Raw genomic sequence first — 13,304 nt, 5'->3', positions numbered from 1 at the left:
ACCTTGGGGGGGCGCAGTTTGTTCCCCCGGTGGCCTCGCGTCCTGTCACCGCCGGCTGTGGGTTCGCATTGGGCTTGTCCGATTCGCGTTAGCGTGTCCGGTGCGTGTCCGGCGTCGCGTTAGCGTGTCCGCGCGCCATCCTGTGCAGGTGGGCACGGCTGTGACCCGAGCGATGTACCTGACGGCGGACGGCCTCGAGCGCGAGGCACCGCTCGCGGGCATCGACGCCCTCGAGGCGGTGCAGGGCACCCCAGTGCGCATCCCGCCCTCGTACGCCGGGCAGACGAACTACCCGGGCCTGTTCTGGTCGTCGACGATGCGGGCGCACGTCGTCTACGAGAGCAGGCTCGAGCTCTCGTGGCTGTGGCTGGCTGACTTCGACCCGGACGTGGTCGGGATCGCGGCACAGCCCCTTTACGTCGTCGGTGACGACGGCGGGCGGACCAGAACGCGGTACCCGGACTTCCTGTGCGTCATGGCCGATGGGCGCGTCGTCGTGGTCGACGTGAAGCCCGAGGAGATGCTGAAGAAGCCCGCCGTGCGTGAGTCGTTGAACTGGACCGCTCGCGTCATGCAGGAGCGGGGGTGGGAGTACCTCGTCTGGATGGGCGCTCCCAAGGCGACCTTGCGCAACGTGCGCCTCCTCGGTGCCGCACGACGGTCAGTTCTGATCGGCCCCTCGCTCATCGAGGCCGCCGTCGAGGCCTGCCCCCCGGGCGGGGCCGCGCTCGGTCACCTCGAGCAGGAGCTGCGCCGTTCCCTGCCGGGCGCCGCGAGGTCGGCGATCCTCGCGGCTCTCTGGTGGCACCGACTGGGCTGCGACCTCTCGACTCCGCTCGACTCCAGGACGTGGGTGACGCACGCATGAGGCAGAACGGCACTGTCGAGGTCCGCCCAGGCTCCACCGTCTGGTGGGAGGGCGCGCTCTGGCGGGTCGAAGCGGTGCACCCTCACGACGTTGTCCTGCGGCTCGATACCAACGTCGCGCGTGTCCCCTTCGGGAACCTCATCGACGGGCTGCGGATCCTCGATCCAGGAGCGTCGGAGTACGGCGGCGATCCGCTCGGGTCCATCGCACTCTCGTCGCTCTCGCAGTCGGCACGCGCCTCGGTCGAGGAGACGGCGCGCGTCATCACCCACCTGCTCGAAGGTGACGGACCATGGGGACCACGGATGGACGATGCCGCACGCGAGCTCGGTGTCGACGTCCGCACTGTCCGGCGGCGAGTGGCGGCATTCCGTGAACGAGGCGTCGCTGGGCTCGTGAACGCCACCGCGACACAGCGACGCACTCCGCGCGTGGACCCGCGTTGGGACGCTGTCTGTCTGGACGTGCTGAAGCAGTACACGAACAAGTCGACGCCGACCCAGGGCGCTGTGATCGACGAGGTCAGCCGTCGCGTGGTCGCGCAGCACGGCCGCGACGTGGCGCTGCCCCACCGGGCTACTGCCTACCGGCGCCTCAAGGAGCTCGAGAAGGGCCGCTACACGTTCGGCTCGGCGAAGGCCCGTCGATCTGTCGCTGCTCGTCCGGACGGCGTGCTCGGGCGTCTTCGAGCGGATCGACCGGGCGAGTACGTGGTGCTCGACACCAACTCCCTCGACGTCTTCGCCATGGAGCCCGTGACGGGACGCTGGGTTCCCGTGCAGCTGACCGTCGCGATGGACCTGATGTCCCGGAGTGTCCTCGGACTGCGGCTCACCCCGGTGTCGACGAAGGCGATCGACGTGGCGAACGTGCTGTTCCAGTGCCTGCTACCTCAGAGCGGATCGGGACAGACCTGGCCCTACCACGGCGTCCCATCCAACCTCCTGGTCGGGACCGAGGAACCTGACGGCGTGCATCAAGAGCGCCAGGGCGGCCTGCCAGCCATCGTCCCTGACACGATCGTGACCGACCACGGCAAGCAGTACATGTCCGCCCACGTCATCGGGGCATGCGCACGCCTCGGGATCTGCGTGCAGCCGGCCATCCCGCACAAGCCGACGGACAAGCCGACGATCGAACGGTTCTTTAAGACGCTCCGCGAGTCGCTCCTGCAGCACCTGCCTGGATACAAGGGGCCAGACGTCTACTCGCGCGGCGAGCGCGTCGAGCAAGGCGCCTTCTACTACGTCGCCGAGCTCGAGCAGATCATCCGTGAGTGGGTCGCGACCGTGTATCACCACACGGAGCACGACGGGCTGGCGATCGCGGAGATCCCGCGGGCGCGCTTCACTCCGGCCCAGATGTTCGAGATCGGCCTCACCCGGATCGGCGGGCTGATGCTGCCTGCGGCCCGGGATCTCGCGTTCGAATTCCTGGACGTGAAGTGGCGGACGATCCAGCACTACGGGGTCGAGGTCAACGGGCTGCGCTACGACGGCGAGGCTCTGAGCCCGTACCGCAACCTGAAGTCGACCTACGGCGGCGCGTACGCGGGCAAGTGGCCGCTCCACGTCGATGTGCACGACGTGCGACACGTGTGGTTCCGCGACCCCGGCGACGACTCATGGAACGAGTTGAAGTGGGAGCACGCGCCCTCCCTTAAGGCTCCCTTCAGTCTCGAGGCGGTCGAGTACGCCAAGCGGGTAGCGCTGCACGGCACACACGTCGACAACCCCTCCGCCGCGGTTCACGAGCTCCTCGCGGCCTGGCAGCGCGGAGAGGTGACGACCCGCCGCCACCAGAGCCTCGCCCGCCGACTCGCCGCCCAGCCCTCGCACGACGTCGATGGTGACGCGAGACAGATCGCGGCCCTTCCCGGGGTCATCAACCTGCTCGAGCGGCGAGCTGCGCGGTCGCAACCAGCCGATGACCTCGATGTCTTCGAGCGATACGAACCCGTCGACGAGTTCGAGGTGCTCGACTGATGACGAACCGATGGGCGCTGTGGCTCGAGCGCAACGACACGCAGGACTTCGCGCTGGGACGCAAGTCCGGATGGAACGCGTTCGTGAACGCCGCCCCTCGGGAGCAGCTCGAGCGTCTCGACCGGACGGAGCTCGAGCGCTTGGGTGACGAGGAGCGGGCGCTCTACGACGAGTGCCGCATGGTCTGGAACGCCAATCTCCCGACCATCAACACCTTCCAGGTCCTGGACGCGTACGACGTGCTCGACCAGGTCATGGCGTCGTCGCGACGCGACGGCGATCGGCTTCGTGGCACAGCCGTCGTCGATGCCCCCGCGGGGAACGGGAAGACCACCATCGCGGCGCAGTTCGGGCGGGACTTCCATCGGCGCGTCTACGCCCGCCACGGCCCGCTGACGGAGGAGGGCCACCAGCGCCTACCTGTGGCCTTCGTCCCGCTCGCCGCGGGTATGACGCTCAAGGGCCTCAACATGAAGATCCTGGAGTTCTACGGCCACCCCGGCGCACGCAAGGCCTCGACCTCGACGCTGGGCGCGTTGGCGGTCGACTGCGTGCTGTCCTGTCAGACCAAGTTGATCATCATCGATGACCTGCACTTCATCGACTTCAAGCACCGCAACGGCATGGATGTCTCGAACCACCTCAAGTGGCTGGTCAACGAGATGCCCGCGACTTTCGTGTACACCGGGGTGAACCTCACCGAGAAGCGGTTCTTCGACGAAGGGCTGATGGGCGAGCAGGCCGCCTACGCGCAGACCAGTCGGCGAGCGACACGGTGCGCGGTCGAGGCGTTCAGGATCGACAACGAGGCCGGCTACCGAGCATGGATGGCGCTGCTCCGGGCCCTCGAGAAGCACATCGTCCTGGCAGACGCGCGCGAGGGCATGCTCACCGACAACGCCCGCGAGATCTTCCGCCGCACGCAGGGCAACATCGCCTCGCTGACGAATCTGCTCGACCGCGCGTGTCTCCGCGCCACCAGGAGCGGCTCGGAGACCATCGACCGCGACGTCATCGACCGGGTCAAGATCGACAATGCCGCAGAGGCCGGCGCCGCGCGCCGCTGAACCGCCCGCCGCTGGGGCGCGACGTCTCCGGTCGGCGGGCGGCGGTTACGTCGTCGACCGCATGCCCATCGCCGTCCCGCGGCACGACGACGAGCACGTGGGGTCCTGGCTGGTCCGCTTCGCGAACAGGTACGCCCTGTCACCACGTGACTTGCTCCGAAGCGCTGGCGTGGACGTACTCCCCCAACGGTTCCTGCACTTGGACAAGCTGCCGGCACCAGCGCGCTCAGTCGTCGCGGAACGACTCGCTGTCACGGTCGACGACCTCTCCGACCTCCGCGGCGGTATCGGCCGCGCGCTGGCGGATGCCCGCGCCGAGTACCGCCGTGAGCTCGGGCTTGAAGCACGCGCTCCCGCACTGTCGCGGACGAAGTTCTGCCCGGACTGTCTGCGACGTGACGGGTACTGGCGCGAGTCATGGACGGACCCGTTGCACCTCGTGTGCATCGAGCACCGCGTCGAGCTGATGGTCGAGTGCCCGGGGTGTGATCGGCCGCCGTTCGGGGGCACGGCATGGCACACGAGTCGTACGGGCGTCACCATCTGCCCCGCCTTCGACACCCTGTCGAGTGGCGGCCGGTACCGCCGGCGGTGCCTCACCGACTTCGCGACGATCGAGGCGCCGACCGTCTTCGCCGAGGTCGTCAAAGCGCAGGCGAACCTGTTCGACCTGGCGGCGAGAGCGGCCACAGCCCGTGAGGGGCTGGTGGAGAGCTGCGGCACCTTGGGTCGCGCCCAAACGGTCCTCGAAGCGTGGCTGACCATCATCGACCGGAAGGTCAACGCCGCGCGCGCGCCGCGACTCGAGGTCTACATGGGCGCACTCCTCGACGCCGACGCCGTCCTCAGCACGGCGAGCCTGGTCGCCGCCGGCCGCGAAGCCGTGCGGCGGCAAGCCTTCGGTCAGAACAACGAACTTGCACCACTGGCCAGTGACACGCACGTGCGCTCCAAGCCGCGTAACCCGCTGATCGTCGCGATCACACTCACCGGTCTTCGCGGCAGGTTCAGCCTCGGCGCCGAGCTCAGTCACCGACTCGGCTCGGAGCGACCGCGATACCCCGACGGCGTGAATCCCACGACCCGGCTGCTGCAGGCCTCCGACGGGCGAAGCGCCCTACCGCTCGCCTGGATCCCGCAGGTCGTCGACGAAGGTGCGCTCGGCGTCGACGCGAAGCCCGAGCTCGGGATCAACTCCCCGCTGGGGCGCGCGTTCACAGCGACGTGTCTCGCGCGGTACGGCACCGACCGACCGTGGGGCCGCCTCGCGATCGCGCTCGGGCTCCCGGCGATGAGTGCGACGCAGTTCAGAACTCACTGGTGGGCGATCTATGACGCCAAGCTCTGGCCAGCCTACCTAGCAGCCCTGGACGACCTGTATCACCGCATCCATGAAACACCGCCGACCGTGGACTATCAACGGCGACGTCTCGAAGTGGCCGAAGTCGACGAACTACTGAGGGCATGCCGACAGGCGGCACATCGGTTAGGTGACACCGCCCGGCCTCGGGCCGCCGAGGCGATGGCGTGCCGGTTCTGGCTCGACCACACGGGCGGTCATTCCGCGTTCGCCCAGGCGCCCTTGGGACGCGCAGAACCGCCCGATCTGCTATCCAGCAGTCTCTCCATTGCCATCGGGCAGGAACTCGGGTTGTGCTCAGACGACGACCGATCGGCTCGTCCACCTTGAGGGCCTAATGACGACGAGGTCTCGGCCGTCGTCTCCTGGCTCCAGTCCAGCGGCCGGCGCGAGAGCGAGGGGCCGGGCGTCGACCACGCCCTTCGGCATGCCGTCGACCTCACCGACACGGCACCACGCGTCGTCCGGTTGCGCGGACGGCTAGCGGGACTCGTACGGCACACGCTCCTCACCCCCGCTGCCACTCGGGAACCGTGGGACCTGGACTTCTAGGCAACCGACGCTCCGATCCGGACTACTGGGGCAAGTCGCCGAACGTCCATTTCGCGGTTCGAGTCGGCGGTAGCCTCGCGATGGATCAGCGGCGACCGCGGGGCCACGCCCCTCTCGCCGCGCAGCGTGTGGAGAGTTGAGGGCACTACCGGTGAGCAAGCTCAGCAGTTTCGTGTGGGGGATCGCGGACCAGCTCCGCGGCCCGTATCAGCAGCACGAGTACGGGTCCGTCATCCTGCCGATGACGATCCTGCGTCGGCTGGACGCGATCCTCGAGCCGCACCGCGAGCAGATCGCGAGCCTGATCGACGGCGTCGACTCCGAGATGCGTCAGGCGTCGCTCGTCCGCCAGGCGACCGGCCTGCGGTTCTACAACACGTCGAAGTTCACGCTGACCGGCCTCCTGCAGGACCCCGATGGCCTGCAGGCCAACCTCGTGGAGTACGTGCACTCGTTCTCGTCGGCGATCGACGTCTTCGATCGGTTCAAGTTCGACGAGGTCGTCGCCAAGCTCGCCGAGAAGGACCGGCTCTACCTCGTGGTCGAGCGGTTCACGAAAGTCGACCTCCACCCGGACGTCATCTCGAACTCCGACATGGGCGACCTGTTCGAGGATCTGATCCGCCGTTTCGCCGAGGCCTCGAACGCCACGGCCGGTGACCACTTCACGCCGCGCGACGCCGTCCGGCTGGTCGTCGACCTGATCTTCGCCGAGGACAACGAGGCCATCGGCGAGAAGGGCGCCGTTCGCACTGTCTATGACCCCACAGCTGGGACCGGCGGCATGCTCTCGCTCGCCGAGGAGCACCTGCTCGGTCAGAACCCCGACGCCCGACTGACGCTGTACGGGCAGGAGATCAACGACCAGTCGTACGCAATCTGCAAGTCCGACCTGCTCGCCAAGGGGCAGAACCCGGACAACATCAAGCTCGGGGACACCCTGTCGGACGACCAGTTCCCCGGCCAGACCTTTGACTACTGCCTCGCAAACCCGCCGTACGGCGTGGACTGGAAGGCGTCGGAGAAGGCCGTCAAGGACGAGCACAAGCGCGGGTTCGCCGGCCGCTTCGGCCCGGGCCTGCCGGGGGTGGGCGACGGACAGATGCTCTTCCTGCTGCACCTCGCGTCGAAGATGCGCCCGGCCTCGCAGGGCGGCGGACGCGTCGGAGTCGTCATGAACGGGTCCCCTCTGTTCAACGGCGGCGCAGGGTCGGGACAGTCGGAGATCCGACGCTGGCTGCTGGAGAAGGATCTGGTCGAGGCGATCGTCGCGCTGCCGGCCGACATGTTCTACAACACTGGGATCTCGACGTACGTGTGGGTGCTCGACAACACCAAGTCGCCCGAGCGGGCTGGCAAGGTGCAACTCATCGACGGATCGGGGCGGTCTAGCAAGATGCGGAAGTCGCTCGGCTCGAAGCGCGTCGAGATCAGCGACGTCGATCGCAAGGCGATCCTCGCCGACTACGCGGCGTTCGAGACCGGCGAGACGTCGAAGATCTTCGACACGCAGGACTTCGGCTACTGGACCATCACCGTCGAACGGCCCCTGCGCCTGCGGTTCGCCTGCACGCCCGAGCGGGTCGCGCTCGTGCGCGACGAGCCGAAGCTCAAGGCCGTCGACCGCGACCGGCTGGCGGACGCGCTCGCCACCTTCGGCGAGTCGGTGTACCTCAACCGTGACGCGTTCATGAAGGACCTCGGCAAGCACCTCGGCTCGAACGGCGTCGCGCTCACCACACCGCAGCGCCGCACGCTGTGGCTCACGATCGGCGAGCGCGACGAGACCGCCGACGAGATCCGCGACGCCAAGGGCAACCCCGAGCCCGACCCCAAGCTGCGCGACACCGAGAACATCCCCTTCGGCTGGAACGGGACCCCCAAGACGGCCGACGCCGACGGCACCGAGCAGGCCGTGATCGACGCCTACATGGAGACCGAGGTGCTACCGCACGTGCCCGACGCCTGGGTCGACCGCACCAAGACCAAGGTCGGCTACGAGATCCCGTTCACACGGCACTTCTACAGGTACGTGCCTCCGCGACCGCTTGAGGAGATCGACCGCGATCTCGACGTTCTGGTGGGTGAGATCCTCGAGTTGCTGCGAGAGGTGGAGGCGTGACCTGGCGCACGCGCCGCGTCGGCGACCTTGCTTCTCTCTTCAACGGGTTCCCGTTCGACGCGGCGACCTTCTCGTCGACCGAAGAGATGCCTCTAGTGCGAATCCGCGACCTGCTCGCCGACGAGTTCGAGACTTACATCCCCGTGGCGACGGCTCCTGGCGGCGCGCTCCTCCGCAACGACGACGTCGTTGTTGGGATGGACGGCGACTTCAACGTACAACTGTGGCGCCGAGGGACCGCCGCACTCAATCAACGACTGTGCGCACTACGAAGCAGAGCAGACTGCGATCCACGCTTCCTTGCGTACGCACTCCCACGTCACCTCAAGGTCATCAACGACCTGACGTACGCCACGACCGTCAAGCATCTGTCTTCATGGCAGGTCGCTCACATCGCGATCCCTGCGCCGGATATCGAGGAACAGAGGGCGATTGCGGACTTCCTGGACGAGCAGACGTCGCGGATCGACACGCTGATCGCCAAGCAGACCCAACTAATCACCACCCTCCGCGAACGCCGCTCGGCTGTCGTCACCAGGGCCGTGACACGCGGTCTCAACGGCGCTTCGCTCGTGGAGACCCGCAACCCGTTCCTACCGCAGATCCCCGAGGGGTGGTCGCAAGACCGCTTCGGCCGGGAGATTGCGGTGAACGAAGGCCAGGTTGACCCAAGCGCCGACCCGTGGGCGGCCATGACCCTGGTGGCGCCCAACCACATCGAAGGCGGAACAGGTCGCATCCTTGGTCGAGAGTCAGCCGCCGAGCAGGGCGCCGACAGCGGCAAGTACCTCGCCACCAGCGGGCAGATTCTGTTCTCCAAGATCCGGCCGGCGCTGAACAAGATCGCGATCGCCGTCGAGGACTGCCTTTGCAGCGCTGACATGTATCCGCTCTCAAGCCGCAAGGGAAGCGATCACCGGTTCATTGCGCACTGGATGCGCGCGACTCCCTTTCACAATTACGTCTCCGTGATGTCGGCGCGCGTCAAGATGCCGAAGATCAACCGAGAGGAACTCGCTGCAGCACCCTGGGCCAGGCCGCCGCGGGATGAGCAGCGGCAGATCGTTACGTACCTCGATGATCGGCTGGCGACTATCGACCTCCTGATCGAACGAGCAGATCGCCACATCGCCCTCGCCAAAGAACGGCGCACCGCACTGATCACGGCAACGGTCGCCGGCCAGATCGACGTGCGCACCACGGGCCGGGCAACGCAGGGGGTGGCGTGATGGCGGACTACAACGAGAAGCCATTCGAGTCCGAGCTGTGCGCGCACCTGGCGGCGCACGGTTGGCTGTACTCGCCGACGGATCACGAGCCGGGTGCGGAGTACGACCGGGAGCGGGCGATCATCCCGGGCGACGTGCTCGGCTGGCTGCAGGACACTCAGCCGGAGGAGTTCGCCAGGTCGGTGAAGGTCGGCACGTCGCAGGAGCCAGCCGCGACGAGCGCGTTGCTTGACCGCTTGTGCAAGGTGCTCGACACCCCGCCGGAACAGGGCGGGGGCACGCTGAACGTGCTGCGGCGCGGGTTCAAGCACGTGTCGTCGTCGTTCCGGATGTGCCAGTTCAAGCCGGCGACCTCGCTGAACCCGACGACACTGGCGGACTACGCCAAGGTCCGCGTGCGGGTCATGCGGCAGGTGCACTTCTCGACGAAGGACAACCGCTCGCTCGACCTGGTGCTGTTCGTCAACGGGCTTCCCGTCGCAACGCTTGAGCTCAAGACCGACTTCACACAGTCCGTCGCTGAGGCGATCGACCAGTACAAGAAGGCTCGCCTCCCCAAGGACCCCGGCGGGCACGTGCAGCCGCTGCTCGGCTTCGGCAACCGCGCGCTCGTGCACTTCGCGGTGTCGAACGAGGAGGTGTGGATGACCACGCGCCTCGCCGGAGACAAGACTCACTTCCTGCCGTTCAACGCCGGCGACGGACATGGCGGCAAGGGCAACGCCCCGAACCCGCGCGGTTCAGCAACGTCGTACCTGTGGGAGAAAGTCCTCGAGCGCGACGCGTGGCTCACGATCCTGGGCAAGTTCTGCCACGTCGAGACGCGGCAGTCCCGCGACCCCATCAGCGGCGCGGTCAGCAAGTCGACGACGTTGCTGTTCCCCCGCTACCACCAGTGGGAGGCCGTCACCGCGATGGTGGCGCACGCCCGCGAGCACGGGCCCGGGCAGAAGTACCTGATCCAGCACTCGGCCGGCTCAGGGAAGACCAACTCGATCGCATGGACGGCGCACCGGCTGGCCCGGCTGTTCGACGAGCACGACCACAAGGTGTTCGACACGGTGATCGTCGTCACCGACCGCACCGTGCTCGACGACCAGCTGCAGGTCGCTGTGCGTCAGATCGACTCCGCCGACACCGGCACGTCCAGCGGTGAAGGCATCATCACGACGGTCGACGAGGTCGAGGCCCGCAAGTCTGGGTCGAAGTCCCAGGCGCTCGCGCAGGCACTCACCGGCGGCAAGCTGATCGTCGTCGTCACGCTGCAGACCTTCCCGTTCGCGATGGAGGCCATCGCGGAGAACAAGGGCCTCGCCGGTCGCACCTTTGCCGTCATCGCAGACGAGGCGCACTCGTCGCAGTCGGGCGCCACCGCGGGGAAGATCCGCACGATCCTGTCCGCCACCGAGCGCGCCGACCTCGACGACGGCGGAGAGGTCTCCGTCGAGGACGAGCTCGCAGCCGAGATGACTGCCCGGGCGACGACCCCGAACGTGTCGTTCTTTGCGTTCACCGCCACCCCGAAGGCCAAGACCCTCGAGCTGTTCGGCACGCCCGACGCCGACGGCATCCCGCGGCCGTTCCACACGTACACGATGAAGCAGGCCATCGAAGAGGAGTTCATCCTCGACGTGCTGCGCGGGTACCAGACCTACGACACGGCCTTCCAGATCGCCCGCAACGTCGCGGCCCAGGGCTCGCAGCCTGACGAGGAGTACGACAGCCCCGTCGAGCAGGCGGTCGAGGACATGCTCGTCGACAAGGCCGCGGCGACGAAGGGCCTGATGCGGTGGGTGAAGCTGCACCCCACGAACATCAGCCAGAAGTGCGCCATCATCGTCGAGCACTTCCGCGAGAACGTCGCCCACCTCCTCGACGGGCACGCCAAGGCGATGGTCGTCACCGACTCCCGCAAGGCCGCCGTCCGGTACAAGACGCAGATCGACGCCTACATCGCCAAGCGCGGGTACACCGGCCTCGGCACCCTCGTCGCGTTCTCCGGCTCCGTCGAGGACACCGAGACCGGGCCGGGGCAGTTCACCGAGTCCTCGATGAACCCGACCAAGGTCGGCTCACAGATCGCCTCAGCGTTCTCCGGCCCCGAGTACAAGGTGTTGCTCGTCGCCAACAAGTTCCAGACCGGGTTCGACCAGCCCCTGCTCACCGCGATGTACGTCGACAAGCGCCTGTCGGGTGTCCTGGCCGTGCAGACCCTGTCGAGGCTCAACCGCACGTACCGGACCCCGTCGGGGGTGCGCAAGGACGTAACGTTCGTCCTGGACTTCGTCAACGACCCGGAGGAGATCCGCAAGTCCTTCGAGCCGTACTACACCGACGCCCGGCTCGAGACGACGACCGACCCGAACGTCGTCCATGACATCTCCGCCAAGCTCGACCAGGGCGCTGTGTTCACCGAGGCGCAGGTCGATGCCTGCGTTGCCGCGTGGGTCGGGCGGGCCGGCAACAACGCACTCGCAGCGACGATCAAGCCAGCGCGTGACGAGTTCGCCAAGCGCTACACCGACGCAGTCCGGCGCGACGACACCGCCGAGATCGAGGCGCTCGATCAGTTCCGCAAGGACGTCGGCACGTTCGTGCGGCTCTACGACTTCATGAGCCAGGTCGTCGACTACGCCGACACCCAGCTCGAGAAGCGCGCGATCTTCCTCCGGCTGCTCGAGCGGTACATCCGCCCGACGACGGTGACCGCCGAGATCGACGTCTCCGACGTCGTGCTCAAGAAGATCAAGCACACGGCCGGCGAGACGCAGGACATCGGGCTCGGCAGTGGAGCCGGCCTGCGCGGGGTCGTCGCGGCCGGATCGGGCAAGGCACCCGACCCGGTGCTGGTCGCGTTCCAGGCTGTCATCGACCGGCTCAACGACCTGTTCGGCGCCGAGTTCTCCCGCAGCCAGGTCGAAGGGTTCGTCGACACCCTCGGGGCCGTGCTCCTCGAGAACGAGGCGCTCGTCGAGCAGGCACGGGTCAACTCCCGCGTGCAGTTCCTCGAGTCGCCGGACCTGTCCGACGCTGTCGTCGATGCCGTGTTCGCCAACCAGCACTCCCACAACGCCATAGCCGACTACATCGCCTCAGGGCACGCCGACTCCCAGCGGGTCATCGCCGAGATCGGCGCGATGCTCCACGCAGCAGTGGTGAGCGCGCTTCCGACCAGTGGTACACCCGCCGCGGCACCCCCGTGGTCCGCGCGACTGGCCGAACTTGAGGCGCTGCCTGCGGGATGGCTGGACGGCGAAGGCGCCCCGATCGGCCGCGCATCTCTCCACGCCGCTCGCGCACTCCTCGCAGCGCTCAGCGAGTTCCACGTCGTCCTGCCGCGGATCTATCCGACACCGACGGGCGGCGTACAGCTCGAATGGCACGGACCAAGCCCGCGGGTCGAGGTCACACTTGTCGACCACGTCCAGGAGATCTTCGTGCTCCACCCCGACGGCACCGAGGACACAGTCCGACAGTCCGAGCCTTACGCCACCGCGCGCGTCGTCGCCGAGCTGCTGGGTGGGAAGTCGTGAACGAGCCACGCCCCTACGCGCCTCTCGAGGCGCACGAGATCGAGCTCGACCAGGACGACGAGTTCTACTGGCGCCAGTGCCACCCCGGCTACCTCGACGGCGGGGTCCCGTCGGTCCAGATGTTCTGCGAATCGACCGGCGACAACGGAAAGATCTCCGGCGCGCGGTCAACGAAGGCCAGCGCCCAGCTTGCCTACGAGGAGCGCCTAAGCCGCGGTGGACAGACCGCGGGCAGTTGGGGCGTCACCGTCTCGGAGATCGCAGAGGCCGGGACGCGCGCAGTCGACGACTCGGCGGGCGACGACGCGCTGCCCACCGGGCACACGTACATCGACTACCGCCATCTCGAGATGAAGCCGTCGCTACGTGCCGTCCGATCCCGTCTCCACGAGGCAGCGCTGTCGCGGCCGCGCCAGTGGCCGACGGCGTGAACTCTGGATGGACAGCGGCGGCACCGGGCCATTGACCATCAAGACATCTCAGGGTCTACCAGGACGGCACTGATGAAGCCTGATGAAGTCGGGCGAGCACAGGAGAGGCGGTCTGCTCGCAAGAGAGGGCGGAGGCGACGTGTCGCGTCGGCACCCT

8 protein-coding genes are annotated in these 13,304 nt (G+C 67.5%); all 8 read left to right on the top strand.

Translation table 11 applies throughout. From position 1 onward, the window contains the following. The first annotated feature begins 160 nt into the window (after positions 1-160). The 8 genes from BMZ16_RS10125 (at position 161) to BMZ16_RS10090 (ending at position 13,147) form a co-directional block, all read left to right on the top strand. Positions 161-868 (top strand): TnsA-like heteromeric transposase endonuclease subunit, encoded by a 708-nt coding sequence (locus BMZ16_RS10125; protein ID WP_143082792.1) that lies wholly within the window; start codon positions 161-163, stop codon positions 866-868. Further along, positions 865-2,853: a helix-turn-helix domain-containing protein gene (locus BMZ16_RS10120; protein WP_089800136.1), complete on the top strand. Its 1,989-nt coding sequence runs from the start codon at positions 865-867 to the stop codon at positions 2,851-2,853. The genes BMZ16_RS10125 and BMZ16_RS10120 overlap by 4 nt, the downstream gene beginning before the upstream one ends. Next, positions 2,853-3,920, top strand: coding sequence for a TniB family NTP-binding protein (locus BMZ16_RS10115; protein ID WP_089800134.1), 1,068 nt, complete (start codon positions 2,853-2,855; stop codon positions 3,918-3,920). The genes BMZ16_RS10120 and BMZ16_RS10115 overlap by 1 nt, the downstream gene beginning before the upstream one ends. Beyond that, the gene (locus BMZ16_RS10110; protein WP_089800132.1) at positions 3,889-5,610 is read left to right on the top strand and encodes a TniQ family protein; all 1,722 of its coding nucleotides are present in this window, start codon (positions 3,889-3,891) and stop codon (positions 5,608-5,610) included. The genes BMZ16_RS10115 and BMZ16_RS10110 overlap by 32 nt, the downstream gene beginning before the upstream one ends. A 373-nt stretch (positions 5,611-5,983) precedes the next feature. Next, on the top strand, positions 5,984-7,954 hold the full coding sequence (locus BMZ16_RS10105; protein ID WP_089800130.1) for a type I restriction-modification system subunit M: 1,971 nt from the start codon (positions 5,984-5,986) through the stop codon (positions 7,952-7,954). After that, a complete protein-coding gene (locus BMZ16_RS10100) occupies positions 7,951-9,183 on the top strand; it encodes a restriction endonuclease subunit S (protein WP_089800128.1) in 1,233 nt (410 codons plus the stop codon). Before BMZ16_RS10105 ends, BMZ16_RS10100 begins: the two co-directional genes overlap by 4 nt. Continuing rightward, entirely contained in the window at positions 9,183-12,716 is a 3,534-nt protein-coding gene (locus BMZ16_RS10095) for a type I restriction endonuclease subunit R (protein WP_089800989.1), read from the top strand. The genes BMZ16_RS10100 and BMZ16_RS10095 overlap by 1 nt, the downstream gene beginning before the upstream one ends. Continuing rightward, on the top strand, positions 12,713-13,147 hold the full coding sequence (locus BMZ16_RS10090) for a hypothetical protein (protein WP_089800126.1): 435 nt from the start codon (positions 12,713-12,715) through the stop codon (positions 13,145-13,147). The genes BMZ16_RS10095 and BMZ16_RS10090 overlap by 4 nt, the downstream gene beginning before the upstream one ends. Positions 13,148-13,304 lie beyond the last annotated feature (157 nt).

The sequence above is a fragment of the Cellulomonas sp. KH9 genome (genome assembly GCF_900114185.1).
Classification (GTDB): Bacteria; Actinomycetota; Actinomycetes; order Actinomycetales; family Cellulomonadaceae; genus Cellulomonas.
Note: the sequence above shows the minus strand (reverse complement) of the source record. Positions and strands in the feature narration are given on the sequence as shown.